This is a genomic window from Nitrospira sp., assembly GCA_029194675.1.
Taxonomy (GTDB): domain Bacteria; phylum Nitrospirota; class Nitrospiria; order Nitrospirales; family Nitrospiraceae; genus Nitrospira_D.
Genome location: JARFXP010000001.1, coordinates 1,490,636 through 1,512,361 on the forward strand (window position 1 = coordinate 1,490,636; position 21,726 = coordinate 1,512,361).

A 21,726-nucleotide genomic window follows, 5' to 3' on the forward strand; every position below is an offset into this window, starting at 1 on the left:
CACAGCTTTATAGCCGTGGGGGCTCCACCGAAAATGGGTGTCAAATAACTGAGGTGGTATAGAATAGGTTCATGCAAGCACTCGTCAAGACTACCGCTGGACCTGGTTTAACCCTCACCGATTGGGCGGACCCAACCGCCGGGCCGCACGACGCTGTGGTGAAGGTGGCTGCGACCTCGTTATGTGGAACCGACGTCCATATCTATCGTTGGGACGAATGGGCACAACGACGGATTCATCCCCCACGCATCATCGGCCATGAATTGTGTGGCCACGTCGTAGAGGTCGGTCGTGAAGTATCTCTGGTCAAGATCGGTGACTATGTCGCCGCCGAATCACACCTGACCTGTGGAGCCTGCTTTCAGTGTCGCACCGGGCAGGCGCATGTATGCAAGAATTACAAGATCCTGGGGATCGATCGGGACGGCTCTTACGCTCAGTATGTCGCGCTGCCAGAAGGTGTCTTGTGGCACACAGCTCCGGAAATCCCCCCCGAGTTAGCCTGTGTCCAGGAGCCGCTTGGTAACGCCGTTGATGCTGCTCTCGCTGAAGACCTGACCGGACATACCGTGTTGATCACGGGCTGTGGCCCGACCGGTCTATTTGCCGCCGCTGTCGCACGAACAGCCGGGGCCGCGACCATTATCGCGTCCGATGTCAGCGACTACCGGCTTGGCTTGGCGAAGCAGGTTGGAGCGGATCACGTGCTCAACGTGAGAGCCGAGTCACCGGAGCAAGTGGCGGCGGCCATCCTCGAGATGACCGCTGGTGAAGGAGTCGATGCAGCGCTGGAGATGTCGGGAGACCCCACGGCCATGCATCAAGCCTTTCGCGCGGTGAAGAACGGCGGACGAGTCACCCTGTTCGGTATTCCGACCGGTCCCGTTTGCTTTGATCTGCCGAACGAAGTTATTTTTAAGGGCATCCGTGTCTATGGGATCACCGGGCGACGCTTGTTTGGGACTTGGTACCGATTGGCTGGTCTCTTCAAGGCAGGTCTCGATATTCGACCGGTGATCACACATTCATTCCCACTGCGCGAGTTTGTGACGGGCTTTGAGTTGATCCAGTCGGGTCAGTGCGGCAAAGTTGTCCTACTCCCGTAAAACACCTGTTGATTTGTTGAACTGATGATCTGTTAAAGTTCTCGAAAATTCATCAGATCGACAGATCAACAAACTTCAAAAGATGGCCTACTCGTCCTTCAAGAAAGCCCTTGAAGCTCAGCTCGCCGACATCAGATCCCACGGTCTGTACAAGGCCGAACGTCAATTGCTGGGTCCGCAGGGCTCCGACATCCGAGTCGCGCAAGGTCAGGTTCTCAATCTCTGCGCAAACAATTATCTAGGGCTGGCGAATCACCCGGCCATCGTGCAGGCCGCCACAAAGGGATTGGAAACACATGGATATGGCATGGCCTCCGTGCGGTTTATTTGCGGTACGCAGGATCTGCACAAACAGCTGGAGCAGGCCGTCAGCGAGTTTCTCGGCACCGATGAGACTATCCTCTACAGTTCCTGCTTCGATGCGAATGGGGGGCTCTTCGAGGTGTTGTTGGATGAGCATGATGCCGTCATCAGCGACGCCTTGAACCATGCCAGCCTGATCGACGGCATCAGACTCTGCAAAGCCAAGCGATTCCGATACGCCCATTCCGACATGGCAGACCTCGAAGCGCAACTTCAGGCAGCAGGTGGATGCCGTCTGCGTCTGATTGCAACCGATGGAGTGTTCTCGATGGATGGTGATCCGGCTAAACTGGATCGGATCGTCGAGCTGGCGGAACGGTATGATGCGGCGGTGGTGGTTGATGACAGCCACGCGACAGGAGTTCTGGGTCCTCATGGCAAGGGGACGCCGGCTCATTTCGGGGTCGCCGACCGAATCGAGCTCGTGACGAGTACCTTGGGGAAAACGCTTGGTGGCGCGACCGGCGGGTTTACATCCGGCAAGGCCGAAGTGATCGAGCTGCTGCGTCAACGATCGCGGCCCTACCTGTTCTCGAACTCGCTTCCTCCTCCCATCGCGGCCGGTGCCTTGTGCGCGTTCGATCTCGTGAGGCAGGGCGATCATCTCAGGAAACAGCTTCAGGCCAATGCGACCTTCTTCCGGGCTGAGCTGACCAAGCTTGGCTTCCGACTTATCCCTGGCGAACATCCCATCATTCCCGTGATGTTGGGTGACGCCGCCCTTGCGACCTCCATGGCGGAGGCATTATTGAAAGAAGGAGTCTACGTCGTCGGGTTTAGCTATCCGGTAGTGCCGCAAGAACAGGCAAGGATCCGGACTCAAATGTCGGCTACCCATACAATCGCTCAGCTGCAACGAGCCGTGGCGGCTTTCGCGAAGGTGGGCCGGTCTCTCGATGTGATCCAATAGTCGGCCTCAAGGTATCCCTCAGAATGTAACCCCAACAGGATAATGTCCGCTTGGCCAAGATAGAAATGTCCTCTTCGTTGCTAGACGGGCCGCTCTCACAAGGGGGACGGGATGGTCGGAGAGGACAGGGTACTCATGAGTGGGAAGGAACTGCGGCGGGTCCATGTGATCCGCCAGGTGTTGGGGAAGCAGATCCCGCAGGTCAAAGCGGGGGCGTTGTTGGGACTGACGGCGCGGCAGGTGCGGCGCCTCCTGCGGCGGGTCGAGCAGGAGGGGGACCAGGGGCGGGCGCTCGGCTTCCACGCGATCGCGGCGCGGCCCGCAGTCCCCGTCGTGACGGTCAAGGCGGGACAGCGACCTCGGCGCCCGATCGTGCCGAAGCCGGACCATAAACCGGACATTTCTACTTTGGGAGGAAGCGGACATTTCTATTTGGGCTTGACATCCTCCCGCCTTCATCTTGACTCTCTTTTTAATCCCCTCGTAGACTGCCCTACATATGGACGGCTCACCTACCACTCGCCGCTCGCCGGCCTCGTCATCGAGTGATCCCCAATCCGCTAAGAATTTTGATACGCTGTACAAGGATCACGTAGACCTCATGTATCGCTTCGCCCATCGTCTGTGCGGCGAACCGGAGTCGGCAAAAGATTTGGTACAGGAGACCTTTTTGAATGCCTATCGGGGCCTCGGCAGATTTCGTGGTGATGCTCAGATTTCAACGTGGCTCTATACCATCGCCTCGCGGGCGTGCCTCCGCATGCGGCGCAGACGGAAAGGAGCACCGGAGCGAGAGCTGTCGCTCGATGAATTCATTCCCACGTCGGACGGTGAATTCCGCTTACAGATTCCGATCGACGGACTTAGCCCGGAGGAAGCGCTCCAAAATAAACAATTGCGGCAAGCGCTCGATGGCGCGATCAACCAGTTGCCGAAGAAGTACAAAATGGTCTTGGTGCTTCGTGACATGGAAGGGTTAAGCGCCAAGGAGGTCGGATCCGTCATGGGTTTGAACGAACGAGCGGTGAAATCACGCTTGCACCGGGCTCGACTGTTCGTGCGCCGTCAGCTCAGTGCACGAGGCCTCAGCGAAGCGCCCGGCGACCACGACTCGCTTGGGTGGCGGAGAGACTGATCCGCATGGTAAAACGTAGCGCTTCCAAGCGCCAACGGCATTCTTCAATGACTCAGCACCGACATACTCATGGGAAAAGCCGGTGCCTGCGTATCCTTCGCCGGTTGTCCGCCTATATCGATGACGAACTTTCGGCGAGTATTTGCCAAGAAATTCGTCGACATCTGGGCGCTTGTCCAAATTGTGAAACCTTCGTGACGTCGTTGCGCCAAACCGTATCGCTCTGTCGCCACAGCCCCGCGCCGACTTTATCGGCAGCCGACCGTGCCTTGATGCGTGAGAAAATCTTGAGATCCGCCTAATCTGGATAACCCACAACACCGTGAGTCTTTTTCATCATGAATAGGAATCTATTGCTTGGAATTCTACTCCTCTCGGGACTGTTGACGCCCTTTGAGATGACCTTGGCTGAACTTGCGACTGCGGTGTCCAAGTCTCCTCAGAAGGGGACGGGGAACAAGGCCACCCATAAGGTCGCCATCGACACAGCACTTCAATATGCCAAAGCCATGGCTAAAGGCGACAAGATCACCACTGGACAGCTGGACTTCGCGTGCCAATACAATCTCCTGACGGGGCCGTCGGCCAGCCGTCCGAATCCTCGGACAACTGACGTCTCGTACGAGGGGTGTTGGCAGGAACTGACTCCCGGCCATGCCCAGGTCTTGAAGCGATCGGATATTGGGATGAACATCCTCTGGCCCAGCACCGGTTCCCTGGTATTTTATGGAGACGAGCTCGCCCGGACTCAAGCCTCTGCCTTTGTGATGGAGGCCCTCGGCGTCTCGCCACCCGGAACCGGCCTTCATCTCACAGTGACAAACAGCCGCTCGATTCCAAACGGATCATTCCGACTAAAGCCGAACGGGAAAGTGCTCAGCGTCCCGACCACGCTGGTCGACCTGACTGTCCACTATCACGACCCACTCTCATCACCGGTCACGTACGGGCCAGGCACCGTCCACTGGACGAATACGATCAAACGAGAGCGGCGGGCCATAAAATCCATCACCACTCAATGGGTGGTCTTCACCGGGCTCAAAAAATACGGCTTTCATGGAGACTCGGCCGTCCTTCATCTGCCCGTGAAAACCGAGCCTGAAACGCTGGAAATGGTAGCGGACAAAGTTCCGTTCACAACCGAAACGAGCCGAGCACTTCCTGACTCGATTGTCTGGTGGGGTCCGGATGATCAGCCCGGCACGTTGACGGCTGCAGCAGCTCGCGCTGCCGATTTTCCCGAATTGCGCGATCAACTTGCCATGCTCAATCGCATCTTGATCATCGATCCGAATCAGGTTGATGCCCTAACGGTCCTGACGAGAAATCTCTATGCCGTATTGCTTCGGGAGGCCGCCAAAGGTCATCACCTCACTGTTAAAGATCCGGCACTGTCTCTGACCGTCAACGAGTTTTATTGGAACACGTATGCAGCCGCCGGTCGTCTTGACCTTGCGAACACGATGGAGATGGGTGGCTTCTCGCAACCGACACCGGCCGATTTTCTGTACCGACTGTTGCCGGCACTGGAAACCCTCGCGAAAACCCGTCCTGAGCAATTGGATAACCGCTTCCGGCTCGGCATGGCCTATCGCTGGAACAACGATCAACGTTCAATGATTGCGACATTCGAGGCGTTGGTCAAGGACCTCCCAGCTGATCGAAACACAGCCAAAGCCGAGGCGTTGTTGCAGCTGGCTTGGTCGCGTATCAACAAGGTGGCGTGGAATCGGGTCTTGCACGACCCGGACAGTGTCCGAGCATACGAAGACGCTCATGCCTCATCGGCCATTGCCGAGCTGCCGATCGACAAGTTTCTCGCCGAATACACGATGGCCTACAGCATGATTTTCATGCCCGACTACGGGGATAAAAACAAGATGCTCCGACATCTGACCGAGGCCAAACGCTGGTTTGACGAAATACCAGGCAAAGATGACGGGGTCTGGCGTTATTTCCTCCACAGCGACTTACTGAAGGCGGTACTCGACGCCGATCCGATGTTCCAGCCCATCCTGGCTTCAGCGCAGCAACCGAGAGGATGATGATCGGGCTCAGGCTCATCCCGGCATGATCTTTTTGTGCCGCGTCGCGAAATGGTTCGGGGACTTTTCCTATTCCTGCATATAGGCCCGCTTAGCTTCAATTTTAAGAACGCCCAGTGCCTTAGCATTGATCATCTGCGCACAGCCTGATTATCGTATACGCGCTCGTTCGACGAGTTCGTTGAGCGCTGCCAGATCCATGGCGCCAGGGACCAACTCGTTGCCCACCACGAACGCTGGGGTACCAGTGATACCCAAATCGCTTGCAAGTGCCCGGTTGCGCTCGATGATTGCAAGCCATTCTGGGTTATCCATGTCGGCCACGAGCTTTTTGGTATCCAAGCCTACGACGTTGGCGATCTGTAGTATCTCCGCTTTCGTCAGATTGCCCTTCGCAGCGAGAAGCGCTTCATGAAATGCTTGATGTCGGCCTTGCGATCGGGACGCCAATGCCGCCTTTGCCGCTTGCACAGAGTCTGAACCCAAGATAGGGAAGTCCTTATACACGATGCGTACGCGCGCGTTGTCTTTCTGCAACTGTGTGACCGATCCTGCGGCTCGCTGACAGAACCCACAGCGATAATCGAAGAACTCGACCACCGTCACTTCACCGGCAGGATTGCCGCTTACTGGCGACGCAGGATCGTGCAGTAACTCACGCCGATGCGTGGCAATGGCCTCTTTCACTCGCACTTTCTCTTCCTCTTGCCGCTTTGCCTCCAGCGCCTGCTGCGCTTGCTCAATCATCTCGGGATGTGACCGAATATATGACTCGATCACCTGTTCGACCGATTGCCGCCATGCTGGATCTGCCGTTTGGTTCGTGGATTGTCCGAAGGCCAGTGAGGAGAACATGCTGGCACATGAGAACACGATTGCCAGAGTTAGCTTCAGGATTGCTGGCGTCGAAGGCGCATTCCGCCTATGCATCAAGGCCTCTTCATTGGTTCGCTCGGGTTGATCGCTCCATGTCGGCATCAGAGAAATGTGATGAGATGATTCATGAGATGCCGAGCCACTGATGCTGTTCCCCAACAAGTGAGGCTCTTCGTCATAATCTGCATCCGGAGCACTACCTGCTGAATAGATCGAGGGACACAATTCAAAATTCCTCGGGTGTGTCATGAAACCTCCTTTTCCGTTAATGACAGAACCGATCTCCCTCAAAGCAATGGACTACTATTTCTTGGCTTCACACTTATCTTTCTTGCATTTATCGCTGTCGCAATCGGAGTCTCGTTGGCAAGCTCCACCGTTTGCCACAGATGTGGCCTGGCAAAAGTTCTTGCCGAAGCCGAGCCCTGGCTTTGCGCAACGAAAATTGGTGTCACCTAATAGCGTTGTGCAATCCTTATCCTTGTCACAGACGCAACTTTTCTTTTCACACTTTCCCATGCTACAGTCTGAATTCTTCTCGCAATAATCCCCAAAGTCTCCCCCTGTAGGCACACAGTAATTTTTTCCGATTCGCTTCTTGCAACGCGAGTCTGAACCGCAATCATTGTTATCATTACAAACACAGACTCCTCCGGCTCCGCAATTGTTTGAGTCACATTGTGTATTGGTTGAACAATGCTCCCCCAACGCAAGCCTTGAGGTTCCTCCAGACTCGACAATCGAAGCCCCGGTTGCTGACGTTGCTGAAGGCGCTAAACAAACCCTTTCCACCACATCATCAAAGCGATAGACGAGATCTATTGTTCGCACATACGCATACTCATTTGCGTCGTTATGCTTTTTTTCGATCGGAACATTAGCCGCATGTGCCTTTTCATGCATGATAATCCCAACCAAATCACAACGAGTCGTTGACTGGTCCCGTATCTCATCCCAACACAGGTTTATTTTGTTTCCCCCTCGATGGTAACCAAGAACGTCCCCGTCACATTTTTTCTTTGTCGAGCACTTGAGTGTCGAAGTTGGCCATTTTTTTCTGATATCATCTCCGTACTTGCTGGGTATAAACGAAGCCTGCGAAAGCATTTCGTCGATGTTTTTATCTATGAAGTCAACTGCCCAATTGATATCCCCCATAGCAGAGGAATCACAGTTTTCCACTTCAAATTGTTTTGCATGTGCCGTCGTTGCCAGCACGCTCAACAGTACTAATATAAAAATGAAATTCCTCATGCCACGACCTCCTTGTATTCCCTGTCCTGTTATTGGTTTTTGCCAGGTGCCGAACAGAAGCGGCACCATTCTAATGACGTTCAAGATTCCTTTTGAATTTCGTCACCATTAATTAGCGCCTTATCTTCGATCCCTCTAGACGCAATTCCCAGACCATTAAATCTTTTGGTGCAAACTCTTGGTTTCATCTCATCTTGTCTGAATGATGGCCTCCAAGAACCCGACCTTCTGTATCTATCTGTGCGTGTGACTGTATCAAGTTAGATACTTACGTCCCGATGTGCAGAGAGTCCGAGGGGTTGCTCATGTCATGTAGTTTCTCCTGCTCCAACCTCAGATCTTTGACAACATCTGCAGTGCGAAGTGCTGTGGCCGCTTGCTAAACACGACGTGCAAAATATTGCCGCATTTGCACCTAAACACCGCATGAATGCTGCGTTCCATGGTCTATTATGCAGCGTTATTTATATCGTTATGTTTAGTAAGCGGTGGACCAGGGTGGCGGGCCTGGAAGGTTTTCAGACCGTCTGTTAATGGCAATGAAGGCTACGAGATGTTATGGCACACAATCATCTCCGAGTATTTTGTGTTCGGACACGCACTTGTTAAGCAATCGGACAGGAGAGAGAAGTACCACGATCGCATCGAAGTTGACTGGCCAGTTAGCCGCGTTGACGCGCTACCGCGGCACGACCGTTCCAGAGGAATATCTTGGAGCGATCATGACCAGGTTGCATAAGAAGTTCCTGAAGGTGCCGCTCGGTGCCCTGCTGCACCCGGTCTCCGTATTCGTGCAACAGGCCACGAAAACCAGCAGACCGCAGCTGCCACCGTGCCTACGATATGACGAAAGGAGTTAATCGCTCAAGGTTGGTTTGAACAAGGGTTTAATGCGGTCGATCCGGAAGAAGCGATAGGCTGTTACACTAAGGCGATCCGGCTGAAGCCCAACTTTCCGGAGGCCTACTACGACTCTTGAGGTGAGGCGGGAGCTGATGGCTAAACAACTCGACCATGCAGCTCGACTACCCCGTCCTCTTGCTGGCGAGGACGTGGTGCGCCGCTTCCAGGCTGGTCTGTTGAAGGCTCACAACCATATCACGGATTTCCTCGCACTCACGGGCCTCCTCGCTAAGGACAACCCTCTGTGTGCCGTCGCCTGGTCAACGCAGTCCAGCGAACGGAGAACCTCACCTACCGCAACACGTAGGCACTGAGTGGCCGCTTTTCAATTCGATGATCGACTGGCTTGGGTCGATAGCAGACACCAAATACCAAGTTGAGCCTAACCTGCTACACCTCTTTCCCACGGTATAGTCTTTTTGCCCCGCCTCACGTATCGTACGTGGTGATGTTTCGCCTGAATCGGGACGATCATCGTTTCCCCTCGGTTGATCGAGCATCTCCGGAAGGCCTGCTTGCCGTAGGCGGAGATCTGAGCCCGGAGCGGTTGCTCGCAGCATACCGAAAGGGCATCTTTCCCTGGTACAACGACGATCAGTCGATCCTCTGGTGGTCGCCAGATCCTCGCGCCGTATTGTTTCCCAACAAGCTCCATGTTTCGCGCAGCCTCAAGCGAAGGCTTTGCTCAGATCTGTTCATCGTCACGCTCGATACCAGCTTTCGAAATGTCATAGAACAGTGCGCGGGGCCGCGCCCGCAGTATCCGGAGGGAGGAACGTGGATCACGGGTGACATGCTGGATGCCTACACACGCTTGCACGAACTTCGCTATGCCCATTCCGTCGAGACATGGCAGGATGGTCGCCTGGTTGGCGGGCTTTACGGCGTGGCGATCGGAGGCGCCTTCTTTGCCGAGTCGATGTTTACCAGAGTCGATGATGCTTCGAAGGTAGGGCTCGTCCGGCTCGTGCGTCAGCTTCAGGCCTGGAACTTTAGCCTCATCGATTGCCAACAATCTTCGCCCCATGTCATGCGGTTCGGCGCGGAGGAAGTTCCACGGTCGGACTTTATCAAACATCTCAACCAGGCGCTCACCCTTCCCAACCGACGGGGACGATGGCAATTTGACGAGCCATGACCATTGGAAGCATTTTCACCACTGAGGAATTATGGACGTTGCGTATGTAGCGACGAGAGGTCGGATTGTGATTCCAGCTCGGCTCCGTCGAAGGCTTGGCATCAGGTCAGGCACGAAGGTATGCTTCATCGAGCGCGGCGATGGCATTCTCTTTCGGCCGATCACGAAGCAGTCTATTCGTAGGCGCTGTGGCATGTTGAAGTGCCAACATCAGTGACACGCGAGCTATTGCGTGAGCGAAGACGAGGTTAATCGAGGTCGCTTCTTTGCAGACTGATCTCTTGACTAGTAATACTCATAGTCTCTAGACTGAAAGTCTGTGCCATGGCATCCATACTGCCATGGCAAGTCCACAGGAAAGGTTTGGACTTCAGGTCAGGAAGCTGCGCATTAAGCGCGGCTGGAGCCAGGAGGAGCTTGCGCAAAGAGCAAGCCGTCACTGGACCTACATTGGCGGGATCGAGCGTGGTGAACGAAATGTCACTCTTCAAGTTATCGCTGATCTTGCCCATGCGCTTGGCGTCCAAATCAGTGCGTTCTTTCCATCAGAGGATAGACGCTGATGCGTCATCCTCTAGAGGATCAATTCAACGCTTCCGCCTGGGACATTATGTCTGCGATTCAACGAGGATTCCGGGCGCAGGTTGACGTTAAAGGAAAGCTCGCTGAGTATTTCTTGAACAAAGTGCTCGAAAACCTCGTGAAGGACGGAACCATTGAAGACTGTCTCTGGCAGGACAAAGATGGTCAGCCTGATTTCATTGTTACGTTCAAAAGCAGGCAACTCAGAATCGAATGTAAGAATGTCAGAAGCAAAGGGCTTTTCCGAGATCCGCCAGGTTACAAAGTCGAGATTCAAAAGACTCGAAATGCGATTGGTGGTGGACCAGCACGAGGATATAAAGTAGACGAGTTTGATGTATTAGCGACCTGTTTGTTCAATCAGACACATGAATGGACGTATCTTTTTGCATCAACTGCAGCATTGGCTCGGCGTGAACATGAACCACAATTCTTACAAATCATGCAGCCGGTACCGAAGGCGGTCACAACACCGTGGTCCACAAATCTCGTATCTGTCTTGGCAAGTATCACTGAGTACACAAAATGATTTAGCGTGATTGTAGAAGCTATGCGTCGTCCTCTTTACACTACTAATTTTGGCAGCGCCATCGTGGCAGATTCTCTTCTTGCTATGAAAGAGCTTGAAGAGTCTACAGTCAACCTAGTCATGACATCTCCTCCTTACGCACTGCATTTCAAGAAAGAGTACGGCAACGTTGCACAGCAAGACTATGTTTCCTGGTTCTTACCTTTCGCCGCAGAGATTCACCGAGTCCTGAAAGACGATGGAAGTTTTGTCCTTAATATTGGAGGAAGCTGGACACCGGGCAAACCAACAAGATCGTTGTATCATTTCGAGGTTCTTTTAGCATTGGTTCACAAGTTGGGCTTTCATTTGGCGCAAGAAATGTACTGGTATAATCCTGCAAAACTTCCTGCTCCTGCAGAGTGGGTTAACGTGCGAAAGCTAAGAGTGAAGGACTCTGTGGAGTGTTTGTGGTGGTTGAGCAAAACGGCATGGCCTAAGGCAAATAACCAGCGTGTCCTTCAGGAGTATAGCCCGGACATGCTCCGGCTAATTAGGAAAGGGTATAAAGCAAAGAAACGGCCTTCGGGTCATAACATTACAGCTAAATTTACTGAGCGTGAAGGCTCAATCCCGCCAAATTTTCTCATGCTTGGGAACAATGACGCCAATGGTGTTTACCTTGAGGCCTGCAAAAGACTCGGCTATCAACCTCATCCTGCTCGATTCCCTGTACAGCTCCCGACTTTTTTTATTCGGCTTCTAACGGACCCGGGAGACTTAGTGCTGGATCCTTTTGCGGGGAGCAATACAACCGGCGAGGCAGCGGAGCGAGAGGAGCGAAAATGGATAGCTATTGAAAGTCGCCAAGACTATCTCGAGGCAAGTCAAGCGCGCTTTGAACAACTTGGGTCAGATCAGATTGCACTTTTCCCGACACAGGACAATGTTAGTCCACAAGCCACTGACGAGGCCTTTACCTTACCAGGGTACTGATCCAACCAAATCCAAGGTACTAATCTTCCGAAATGAATCTTTAGCAAACACTGTTATTGCTGTATTGAGATAGCCGCGCATTGACAGCCTTTTCCTCGGTCGCTTATGATTTCATCCTGGCTATGAGGAGGACATGACATGAGCTTTACCATTACGCCGACAGAGCTTAAGGCTCGAATCGATAAAGGGGATAAGTTGGTGCTTCTGGATGTGCGCGAGCCTTGGGAAAACCAACTCGCCAAGCTGGACAACTCTATCCTCATTCCGCTCGGCACGCTGCCTAACTCCCTCTCCAAGTTGGACAGGACTACCGAGATTATCGCCTATTGCCATCATGGGATGCGAAGCGGAGATGCGACAGGGTTCCTGCTACAGCAGGGATTTTCTAACGTGAAGAACCTGATCGGCGGGATCGATGCCTGGTCTGTCCAGGTTGATGGAGCAGTTCCCCGATACTGATCCGATCATATACCGACGCGGGAAGAGCTGTCGGTTGAATGCTGACGGCCTCGTCTGTGGTGCAAGTAGAGATCGGCCTGATGGGCCCAGCTATCTGCTCTTTCCCTGGAAGAATTCGATGGTCTGCTTTAACCCCTCCGCAAGGTCCACCTTAACCTCCCACCCAAGTTCTTGTTTGATCCTCGACGGATCGACCACACTGCGAATCTGCTCGCCGGATTTGGCCGGACCATGCACTTCCTTGGCACTCGCAGCGGTCAGACCGGCAATCATCCGGAACAACTCATTGACGGATGTTTCGATACCCGTTCCCACGTTATAAACTCCGTGCGCATTCTGCCCCATGGCGGCCAGGTTGGCTTCAGCCACATCATCGACGAACACGAAATCACGGCTTTGTCGCCCATTTCCATTAATAATGGGCTGTTCACCGTTCAACATCTTTTGGATGAAGATGGCGACGACGCCTGCTTCTCCCTCGGGGTCCTGTCTCGGTCCATACACGTTGGCGTACCGTAGACAGACTACCGGAATCCCGCTTGTCCGCTGGAAGTAGGACAAATAATGTTCACCGCACAGCTTACTGATGCCATAGGGTGACAGTGGGTTCGTGACGTGAGATTCAGCGGCGGGAAAGGTCTCCTGTTCACCATAGATCGCTCCACCGGACGAGGAGAACACGACCTTTCGGCAACCATACCGAACCGCTTGTTGCAACACGTTCATGGTTCCAAGGACGTTGACCTGCGCATCGAACACCGGGTCCTCTACCGAACGGCGAACACTGATCTGAGCCGCAAGGTGGAGGACGATGTTGGGCCGTTCATTGCGAAAGACCCGTTCAAGACGCCAGCTGGTAATGTCGGTTTTGTAGAGACTCGCCGCACGGTTGACGTTCTTCCGCTTTCCAGTGGCCAGATTGTCGACGACGACGACTTGATGGCCCTCTTCAACGAGTCGGTCCACCACATGAGACCCGATGAACCCTGCGCCGCCCGTCACGAGTACTTTCATTGGCCCTCCTGATTGACTGCCAGCACTTATGAGTCTCCTTACATACCATGAAATGAGGTGTCGTACTCAAAGATTGCTAATATTTCCTGATTGCCCTTTTTCCCTTTGACAGGCGACGCGACGGTCCTCACGGTCTGCAATCCCATCTCCCCCGCAAACCGTAACACTCTCTGGGCGGCCTCCTCTCGCTGTGCGTCATCGCGCACGACGCCGCCCCGACCGACTTGGCCTTTACCCACTTCAAACTGAGGCTTGACCAAGGCGATGATGTTCGCCTGAGGTCTGAGAAACTGCGTGATAGGCGGAAGAACCTTTGTTAAGGAAATAAAGGAGACATCGATGACGACCAGATCGATCGGTTCCGGGATGGCAGAAGGAAGCATATAGCGAATGTTGGTCCGCTCGATCAGTACGACGCGTGGATCTTGCCGGAGCCGCCAATCGAACTGACCATACCCCACGTCAACCGCGTAGACTCTCGCAGCCCCCCTTTGGAGCAGACAGTCGGTGAACCCTCCAGTTGAACACCCGACATCGAGACAGATCAGTCCTTGAGGGTCGATCGAGCCGGAGCCCAGGGCCGCCTCCAGTTTTTCGCCGCCTCGGCTGACGAACGGCTTGCGTTCTCCGATGATCTCGATGACCGCATCAATGGGAATCAGCCTGGACGGTTTGTCGACGACCGCCCCGTTGCTTTTAACCTCACCCGCGAGAATCATCCGGGCTGCGGCATCTCGACTCTGCACCAATCCCTGAGCCGTCAACACCTGGTCACAACGATCCTTCTCGCGTCGTACTTTCGTACCCATGACCATTAAAATGAGGAAACATTGAGAAGAGAGCGAGGATCAGAAGAACGACCTATTATGAATCCTCGGCGGAGCCTGGTACGGCAATGTCATCGGAGGTGAAGGCGCGTAGCTGTTTTTTCCCATTCGTATCCTGAACGAGAACTTCGACTTTTCGTTCAGCCTCTTCCAATACTTTTAGGCAATTCTTCGACAACCGAATACCTTCCTCGAAAATCTTCAACGATTCATCGAGCGGCAGATCTCCCTTCTCTAACTCCCCCACGATGGCTTCCAGTCTGGCCATCGCTTGTTCAAACTTCACCCCAGCCACGACAATCTCCTTCATTAAACCAACGCGCAGTCCATTATAACGAAGTCTCAGTCGGCTTTTAAACCAATGGATCCAACCTGACTTCTTCAACAGTGCATCGGAGTTGGCCCCTGGCGAGACGTGCCAGAATCTCTTCACCGACGAAGACCTGTCCGGCATCACGAATGATCCGGCGTCCAGGCATGGTCTCGAGGATTCCATATCCTCGACCCAGAACAGCGAGCGGGCTCAGTCCGTTAAATCGGCCGAGATAGGCATGGGTTTGCTCGGCCTTCCGCTTGAGACCATGGCTCATGGCAGCGAGCAAGCGCGACCGCAACTGTGGAACAATCACCAGATCTCGATGCACTTGAAGGGCCGGACTCTTCGACACCAACGCTTGCGTCCATCCTTGCACATTCACCATCGCTTGTCTCACCTGGGCGCGGACTGCTTCTCGCATGCCTGCCACAGCGCCATCCACCCGCTGAGCTTCTTTGAGGATCTTAAACCGGATGTTGTCCATACGAGCAAGCAGAAGATCAAGTCGCTGATGCTGCTCCAGGCATTGCGAGCTTACGACTTGCCGACAGCGGGCGGTGAGCAGGCTCAGCCGCTCAACGATCCCCGTCAACACTGGGGCAACCATTTCGGCGGCAGCGGACGGCGTCGGGGCCCGTACATCTGCTGCAAAGTCGGCCAGTGTCACATCGGTCTCATGTCCAACGGCTGATACGATGGGGACCCGTGACGCGACGATGGCTCGTACGACGGCTTCGTCGTTGAAGCTCCACAGATCCTCCAATGAACCACCGCCACGGCCGATGATCATGACATCGACCACGCCGAGTTTGTTCAATGCCTGAATCGCGGCTGTGATCTGCTCAGCCGATCCAGGCCCCTGCACCGGGACAGGCGCGATGATGATGCTCAAGATGGGACAGCGACGGTGCAAGACGGTGATCAGATCTCGAACCGCCGCCCCGGTCGGCGAGGTCACGATTCCGACGGTCCGAGGAAACGCCGGCAATGGTTGTTTGCTCGCTCTATCGAAGAGCCCCTCGACCTCCAAACGACGCTTCAGCTGGTCAAGCGCCAACTGAAGAGCGCCTCGCCCTTTGGGTTCGAGATGATCGAGAATGATCTGGTATTCTCCGCGTGGCTCATACACGGAGAGTCGCCCTCGCACAACGACATGCAACCCCTCCTCCAGTCCAAACCTCAAACGGACAGCCGCTGAACGGAAGATTACCGCCCGAATCTGGCTCGTCTGGTCTTTGAGTGTACAGTAGAGATGGCCGGAAGCTGGTGCGCGCAGGTTCGAAATTTCCCCCTCGAGCCACACTTCGGCAAAGTGAGTTTCGAGGGAGGCCCGAACCGTGGTTGTCAGTTCTGAGACGGTGAGAATCTGCCTCGATGTCGAGTCGAGAGGAATAAAGGACGGATGGGCGTGGATATTCGTGAGTCCTCTCCTGATCAAGCCCGTGCGGCAGTCAAGGACCGCGCCGATGATATTGTGGGCACCTGGAACCTCATACGATGTTCCGCCTAATCCATGAGGCGGATCCGTTCGAACGCAACCGCCTTGCCCAAGCGCGGATCAAGGTCGAGCAACACCGCACAAAACACCGAGGCCCCCGAGGCGACTTCAAACCGTCTGGGCATGCCGGTCAAGAATTTCTCTATCGCCAGCTCTTTTTTGACTCCGATCACCGAATGGAACGGTCCCGTCATGCCGATATCCGTGATGTACGCAGTGCCCTTCGGCAGGATTTGTTCATCGGCCGTCTGCACATGTGTATGCGTCCCGACGACAGCGACCACCTCTCCATCAAGGAAATGACCCATAGCCATTTTTTCAGATGTGGCTTCCGCATGCATATCGACCACGATCGCGGAGGTCTCCCGTTTCAAGCGTGACAACTCGCGTTTTGCCGTCTGAAACGGGCAATCGATCGTCGGCATATACACCCGACCCATCAGCTGTAATATAGCCAGCCGTTCGCCGCCTGCGGTTTCAATAACGACACTTCCGTTTCCCGGGACTCCCACCGGATAATTCGCCGGACGCAACAAGCGGGGCTCCCGAGAAAAGTAACCGACCGCCTCCTTCTTATCCCAGGCGTGATTGCCGGTGGTGATGACCGATATGCCCGCGTCGAACAGCTCCTCCGCCAACTCCGGTGTGACCCCGAATCCTCCGGCCAGATTTTCCCCATTGGCGATGACCGCATCGATCCGATGCTGTCCGATCAGCCGAGGCACCGTTCGAGCGACAGCCCGGCGGCCAGGCTCCCCCATGATGTCCCCGATACATAGGACCTTCACTTGGCGTATTCCACGTATCGGCTTTCTCGAATGACCGTGACCTTGATCTGTCCCGGATAGGTCAACTCCTGTTCGATCTTCTTGGCAAGTTCACGGGAAAGCTGGAACGACTCGGCATCTGTGATGTCCTCTTGTCTCACGATGACACGAATTTCACGCCCGGCTTGGATCGCATACGCTTTCTGCACTCCCTTGTGTCCGGTCGCCAGCGATTCCAGCTTTTCCAACCGCTTCACGTAAGACTCCAGAGCTTCCCGCCGCGCACCGGGCCGTGCCGCCGACAGCGCCTCAGCTGCCGCCACCAAGACACTCTCCGGACAGATCGGTTCCACCTGCTCGTGATGCGCGGCGATCGCGTTGACAATCTTTGGAGATTCGCCGTATTTCTTGGCGATTTCGGCTCCCAGCATGGCATGCGGCCCCTCTTCTTCATGGCTGACCGCCTTGCCGATGTCGTGCAGCAAGGCGCCTCGCCGAGCCAATCTGACATCGAGACCCAACTCCGACGCCATGATGCCGCAAATATACGACGCTTCGCGGGCATGATAGAGGTTATTTTGTCCGTAGCTCGTTCGATACTTGAGGCGCCCCAACACTTTGATCAACTCCGGGTGAAAATCTGAAAGGCCCAGTTCAAAGATGATCTTCTCGGCCTCCTCATACATCAGCTTATCGATGTCGACCTTCACCTTTTCGACGATTTCCTCGATTCGCGTGGGATGAATACGTCCATCCTGCATCAGGCGTTCCAGCGACACTTTGGCGATCTCGCGCCGCAGCGGATCAAATCCTGAGATAATCACTGCTTCCGGGGTTTCATCGATGATCAGATCAATGCCCGTCGCCGCTTCAAGCGCACGGATATTCCGCCCTTCCCTGCCGATGATTCGGCCTTTCATGGCATCGTTTGGAATGGGAACCACCGAGATCGTGGATTCCGATACATAATCACGAACGACGCGTTGAATCGAGGTGGTAATGATCTCTCGAGCTTCCCTTTCCGCAGTCTCACGGGCCTCTTCGATCGTTCGCTTGGCAATGCCGACGGCATCGAGCCGCGCCTGCGATTCCATTTCGAGGATCAATTGTTTCTTCGCTTCATCGGCCGTCATCCCGGCTACCCGCTCCAGCGCCTCGCGATGTTCGCGTTCGGCCTTGGCACAGGCAGACTCCTTGGCCGTAAGACCCTCTTCTCGTTTCGCGAAATCCACCTCTCGCTTCCGGGACTCACCCTCGCGCTTCTCTATGGCGGCGAGTTTGCCGTCGAGCCCTCCTTCCCGCTGGATGAGACGTTTTTCGATCGCTGAAAGCTCGCCAAGCTTGGTTTTCTGCTCTTGCTCGAATTCGGACTTCGCTTGAAACACGAGATTCTTGGCTTCAAACCTGGCTTCCTTGAGAACATTCTCTGCCTCCCGTTGTGCGTTCTGCACAACCTGCTTGGCCAAGTCTTCCGCCTCAGCCTGCTTGGCACCCGTCATGCGGCGACGCAGGAGCGCAAATAGCCCTCCACCAACAACAGCACCGAAAATCCCCGACAACATGATGTACATGACAATTGAGGTTGAAATGGGAGTCACCCCCTTCTCTTAAAGGCTCCACGCCAGCTCAAGCCGCTCCTGGCGCCTAGTCACAAATCAAGTTTTAGTGGGCACGAACACGATGTGGGGTGAAGATGGAGGGGCTCAGGAGACCGCGAATCGTGTTGCTCGGAAACACAAGAGATCGTCAGGGTACGCTGCTCTCCACGACTGTCGGTTTCCACCTGCCAGTCGCTGGAGGGGATCGGTTATCGAAACAGGTATGGGTGGTAAATACTCATTACGTCCGGATGGCAGTTGCCGGACATCCTCACACGACGCACCAGGTCGTCGCCTGACACATAGAATCCCTTGACTGAGCACGACCCGCACTATGAGTATCCACCGAACCAACTCTTCGTACCCCATGAGCCAACCGTTCTCTCTTGTTCTCACATTGTTTCGTTTCCAACACGTCAACGATCTTATGAGTTTATCCTTTCCAACCCATCGCCACACTCACATATCTACATGATAACAAAGGGACTCTTTGAAAGCAAGGTGAGTCATCTTATCGAAAGAGCGAGGTCGGCATCTGCTCATCGATAGATTGCATCAACGTGACCATCCGCCGTTCGACATCGGCCTCCCCTTGGACCCTCTTTTTCTCAGACTCAAACAGCTGATGGGCAAGATTGATCGCCGTCAGCACCGCCAACTTCGATGGAGTCGTCGTCTTCATCCCTTCCGCCAGATGTTTCATATGATCGTCGACGAAATGGGCCAGCTGTCGGATATAGGCATCATCGCCATCTCCTGTGATCGCATATCGTTGGCCATAAATTTCTACATCAATGGTCTTAGTCAATGGCCACCTCCTTAGAGTCTTCTACACATTCCAGCAGCTCCATCTCATTCATGACTTTCTCGATTCGCGCCTTGATGTCCATCCGTTCCTTTTCCCATTGGCGGTTCATATCATCCTGTGCAGCCAACCGCTGGCGAGCTGCCTTGAGCTCCTCCTCCAAGAGCGCATTCCCTCGTTTGAGCTCTTGAACGAGCTTCACCAAGTCACGAATTCGGGTTTCCAGTGCATCAAGTCGATCCAACGCCATAATCAACCCCTCTTCGTATTGCCCCTACGGATTGTGGCGCACTATAAAAACTTCACAAGATCTTGTCAAGAAAAGGCCTTGGGAGCCCCCGCCAGACGCAGGTATTCTTTGTAGCTACGCAGTACACGTTTGACGTATTGCCTAGTCTCCTGATACTGGATCAACTCGACGAATTCATCTTCACTCAGCCCCCGATAGGTCGCCGTCCAGGTTCCCACGACGATCGGACCGGCATTGTACGCCGCGATCGTCTGCACCACATTCCCGGCAAACTGCGTAAACAGTTGCGCTACATACCGAGTCCCGATCCGGATATTGATCTCTTGATCGAACAAATCTTCCCGGGATAGGCTCGGAAGTCGGTGCTGTTGAGCCACGGCGTTGGCGGTGGCGGGCATCACCTGCATCAATCCGATTGCCCCGACACGCGAGACGGCCCTCCAATCATATTGACTTTCTTCCCGAATGATCGCTGCAACAAGAAACGGATCAACCCCGTCGGCTCCCGACATTCTAATCGTGGGAATCAATCCGGTTGGATAGGCCACATTCCAAAGTCCATCTGCGACCGTTCCACCGGTTCGCTCCAACTTCTCACGGAATCGGGATCGCACCAGGCGCAGGGCATGATGATAGGCACCGACCTCGTTCAGCATCATCGATAACGCCGCCAACACCTCGGGATCGCGACTATACCGATCTGTCAACGCGCCGAGCTCTCTGGCGGCATCGTGATCCAGACCGAGTGTCTTGAGTTCCACCGCCCGTCGGTACGCCGGCTGTAGCTCGATCTGCATGCGACGACTTGTCTGATCGTCCTGAACCGATGTCGGAGGTACCTCGGGAGCAGGTTGAGCGGACGAGGCAGCGATGACGGGACCTTCCCGTTTCGTCTGCCCGGAAACCGATAGGTCTGTGTGTTCGCGCGCCAACTGACAGTAGTAGGTGTAGGGAAAGCGCTGACAGAGCAGTACAAACGCCTCTTTTGACTTCACATCCTCAACTTGGCCGTAGGAACGGGCAATCCAGTAGAGCGCCTGGGGTTCAAAGTCGCTGTCCTTCTGATCGACGATCTGCTGCCACACGGTGATTGCCTCCCGATAACGAGCCGTTCGGTAAAGCACCCACCCTTCCCGCCAATATGCTTCCGCTCGTTGAGAAGCCGGCTCTCCGAACTTGGACACCTGTCGATACCTTGCGATCGCTTCATCGAACCGCGCCTCATCTTCCAACCAGGTCCCGACAAATGCATTGATCTGCCCTTTCTGTTCCGGAGTCATCGTTCGTTTCGAGAGCGTTCGGCAGAGATCCAATAACTTTTCCCCGAGTCCCTGTCTGAGATAGACCCTCGCGAGCCATACAGTCGCTTCATCCGCCCGAGGTCCTTGTTCAGCAGTCAGGGCATGAAAGGTTTCGCGAGCCTGATCGTACAGCTTCAACCGGACTTGGGCGATTCCTAGTTTGAGTTTGGCATCCCCGCGGTGCGGAGAAGACGGGTCTTGCGTCAAGAACTTTTTCAACTCCTCGATTGCCTCCGCGTGGAGCGATTGCCCTAAGAAAGCCTGGGCACGCTCATAATGCATGTCGGGCACCACAGTCCACAGCACACCACCGATATTGCTCCTGAGCAGAGTCTCGGCTTCCTTGGCTTCCTTTGTCTGCGGAAACTTCGTCCAAAGCTGCTTCAGCGTCTCTCGTCCTTCCGGCAATTGATTCTCTCGAAGATAACAAGACGCCAACCGCAACCAAGCCTGAGAGATCTGCACGTCCTTATCATTGACATTGACGGCTTTGACCAACCAGGACACCGCCTCGGGACAGCTGGACGCCTGATACCACGCTTCTCCGGCACGGAGCGCCACCTGATTGAGAAGATTGGAATCGGGGACCGCTTGCGACACTCCTTCAAACATGCCGGCCGCCTCCTTGGCATCCCCTAAGCGCAGCAAAGCCTCTCCGATCCAGGAGCGAATATAATCATCGAGTACGAGAAAGTCCCGCTGGGCTGCCCGAAGGTATGGCAGAGCGCCTGCGGGATTTCGATCGATCAAGATCACCCCGGACAGCAGCCCGGCACGTTTGGCCCACTGCGTGGCGGGAAATCCCTCCATGACCTTTCGGAGACGTTCCAGCTTGAGCGCCACCACTTGATCTTTCGTCAAAGCGTGACCCAAGCGCTCCTTCGGCCAGGCCGCCGCCGCGAAACAATCCTCCGCAGTCGTACAGCCATTGGCCGTCGATTGTTCGGACGTCTCAACTTGCGCCGTATATCCGTCGCTGGAAAGAAAACACCCGAGCACGAGCACCAGGCCGGACGCAACCGCCCGCGCGCAACCACCGATGGAACGACGCTTGTTACAGGTTTTCATGACAGCC

General features: G+C 54.7%; 22 protein-coding genes. 11 read left to right on the forward strand and 11 right to left on the reverse strand.

Translation table 11 applies throughout. The features are described 5' to 3' along the window. The first annotated feature begins 71 nt into the window (after positions 1-71). The 5 genes from tdh (at position 72) to P0120_07210 (ending at position 5,559) form a co-directional block, all read left to right on the forward strand. A complete protein-coding gene (gene tdh / locus P0120_07190; protein MDF0674112.1) occupies positions 72-1,106 on the forward strand; it encodes an L-threonine 3-dehydrogenase in 1,035 nt (344 codons plus the stop codon). Positions 1,107-1,188: 82 nt separating this feature from the next. After that, entirely contained in the window at positions 1,189-2,379 is a 1,191-nt protein-coding gene (locus P0120_07195; protein MDF0674113.1) for a glycine C-acetyltransferase, read from the forward strand. Positions 2,380-2,514: 135 nt separating this feature from the next. Continuing rightward, positions 2,515-2,928: a hypothetical protein gene (locus P0120_07200; GenBank protein ID MDF0674114.1), complete on the forward strand. Its 414-nt coding sequence runs from the start codon at positions 2,515-2,517 to the stop codon at positions 2,926-2,928. Then, positions 2,879-3,514 carry a sigma-70 family RNA polymerase sigma factor gene (locus P0120_07205; protein ID MDF0674115.1) on the forward strand — a complete coding sequence of 212 codons (636 nt, stop codon included), beginning with the start codon at positions 2,879-2,881 and terminating at the stop codon, positions 3,512-3,514. Before P0120_07200 ends, P0120_07205 begins: the two co-directional genes overlap by 50 nt. Before the next feature lie 338 nt (positions 3,515-3,852). Further along, on the forward strand, positions 3,853-5,559 hold the full coding sequence (locus tag P0120_07210) for a hypothetical protein (protein MDF0674116.1): 1,707 nt from the start codon (positions 3,853-3,855) through the stop codon (positions 5,557-5,559). A 150-nt stretch (positions 5,560-5,709) separates the two neighbouring features. Here P0120_07210 and P0120_07215 read toward each other — a convergent pair whose 3' ends face one another. After that, positions 5,710-6,414 (reverse strand): DsbA family protein, encoded by a 705-nt coding sequence (locus tag P0120_07215; protein ID MDF0674117.1) that lies wholly within the window; start codon positions 6,412-6,414, stop codon positions 5,710-5,712. A gap of 324 nt (positions 6,415-6,738) precedes the next feature. Continuing rightward, complete coding sequence (locus P0120_07220) at positions 6,739-7,689, reverse strand: hypothetical protein (GenBank protein MDF0674118.1); 951 nt, start codon at positions 7,687-7,689, stop codon at positions 6,739-6,741. A gap of 602 nt (positions 7,690-8,291) precedes the next feature. On the opposite strand from P0120_07220, the gene P0120_07225 reads away from it, so the two are divergent. The 6 genes from P0120_07225 to P0120_07250 all read left to right on the forward strand — a co-directional run bounded on the left by P0120_07225 (position 8,292) and on the right by P0120_07250 (position 12,275). Next, complete coding sequence (locus P0120_07225; GenBank protein ID MDF0674119.1) at positions 8,292-8,549, forward strand: hypothetical protein; 258 nt, start codon at positions 8,292-8,294, stop codon at positions 8,547-8,549. A gap of 491 nt (positions 8,550-9,040) precedes the next feature. Continuing rightward, positions 9,041-9,730, forward strand: coding sequence for a leucyl/phenylalanyl-tRNA--protein transferase (aat, locus tag P0120_07230; protein MDF0674120.1), 690 nt, complete (start codon positions 9,041-9,043; stop codon positions 9,728-9,730). A 341-nt stretch (positions 9,731-10,071) separates the two neighbouring features. Continuing rightward, on the forward strand, positions 10,072-10,293 hold the full coding sequence (locus tag P0120_07235) for a helix-turn-helix transcriptional regulator (protein MDF0674121.1): 222 nt from the start codon (positions 10,072-10,074) through the stop codon (positions 10,291-10,293). Then, entirely contained in the window at positions 10,293-10,841 is a 549-nt protein-coding gene (locus P0120_07240) for a hypothetical protein (GenBank protein MDF0674122.1), read from the forward strand. Before P0120_07235 ends, P0120_07240 begins: the two co-directional genes overlap by 1 nt. Positions 10,842-10,847: 6 nt before the next feature. Next, complete coding sequence (locus tag P0120_07245; protein ID MDF0674123.1) at positions 10,848-11,816, forward strand: site-specific DNA-methyltransferase; 969 nt, start codon at positions 10,848-10,850, stop codon at positions 11,814-11,816. Positions 11,817-11,954: 138 nt separating this feature from the next. Continuing rightward, positions 11,955-12,275 carry a rhodanese-like domain-containing protein gene (locus P0120_07250; GenBank protein ID MDF0674124.1) on the forward strand — a complete coding sequence of 107 codons (321 nt, stop codon included), beginning with the start codon at positions 11,955-11,957 and terminating at the stop codon, positions 12,273-12,275. 90 nt (positions 12,276-12,365) lie between these two features. On the opposite strand, the gene P0120_07255 is transcribed toward P0120_07250, so the two are convergent. The 9 genes from P0120_07255 to P0120_07295 all read right to left on the reverse strand — a co-directional run bounded on the left by P0120_07255 (position 12,366) and on the right by P0120_07295 (position 21,719). Continuing rightward, positions 12,366-13,289 carry an SDR family oxidoreductase gene (locus tag P0120_07255; GenBank protein MDF0674125.1) on the reverse strand — a complete coding sequence of 308 codons (924 nt, stop codon included), beginning with the start codon at positions 13,287-13,289 and terminating at the stop codon, positions 12,366-12,368. Positions 13,290-13,327: 38 nt separating this feature from the next. Beyond that, positions 13,328-14,098 (reverse strand): TlyA family RNA methyltransferase, encoded by a 771-nt coding sequence (locus tag P0120_07260; GenBank protein ID MDF0674126.1) that lies wholly within the window; start codon positions 14,096-14,098, stop codon positions 13,328-13,330. A 55-nt stretch (positions 14,099-14,153) separates the two neighbouring features. After that, positions 14,154-14,411 (reverse strand): exodeoxyribonuclease VII small subunit, encoded by a 258-nt coding sequence (gene xseB / locus P0120_07265; GenBank protein MDF0674127.1) that lies wholly within the window; start codon positions 14,409-14,411, stop codon positions 14,154-14,156. 58 nt (positions 14,412-14,469) lie between these two features. Then, positions 14,470-15,870, reverse strand: coding sequence for an exodeoxyribonuclease VII large subunit (xseA, locus tag P0120_07270; protein ID MDF0674128.1), 1,401 nt, complete (start codon positions 15,868-15,870; stop codon positions 14,470-14,472). Between the two features lie 68 nt (positions 15,871-15,938). Beyond that, complete coding sequence (locus P0120_07275; protein MDF0674129.1) at positions 15,939-16,718, reverse strand: TIGR00282 family metallophosphoesterase; 780 nt, start codon at positions 16,716-16,718, stop codon at positions 15,939-15,941. After that, a complete protein-coding gene (gene rny / locus P0120_07280; GenBank protein MDF0674130.1) occupies positions 16,715-18,295 on the reverse strand; it encodes a ribonuclease Y in 1,581 nt (526 codons plus the stop codon). Before rny ends, P0120_07275 begins: the two co-directional genes overlap by 4 nt. A 511-nt stretch (positions 18,296-18,806) precedes the next feature. Beyond that, on the reverse strand, positions 18,807-19,103 hold the full coding sequence (locus P0120_07285; GenBank protein ID MDF0674131.1) for a cell division protein ZapA: 297 nt from the start codon (positions 19,101-19,103) through the stop codon (positions 18,807-18,809). After that, the gene (locus tag P0120_07290; protein ID MDF0674132.1) at positions 19,096-19,350 is read right to left on the reverse strand and encodes a hypothetical protein; all 255 of its coding nucleotides are present in this window, start codon (positions 19,348-19,350) and stop codon (positions 19,096-19,098) included. Before P0120_07290 ends, P0120_07285 begins: the two co-directional genes overlap by 8 nt. Positions 19,351-19,415: 65 nt before the next feature. Next, positions 19,416-21,719 (reverse strand): transglycosylase SLT domain-containing protein, encoded by a 2,304-nt coding sequence (locus P0120_07295; protein ID MDF0674133.1) that lies wholly within the window; start codon positions 21,717-21,719, stop codon positions 19,416-19,418. Between the last annotated feature and the right edge of the window lie 7 nt (positions 21,720-21,726).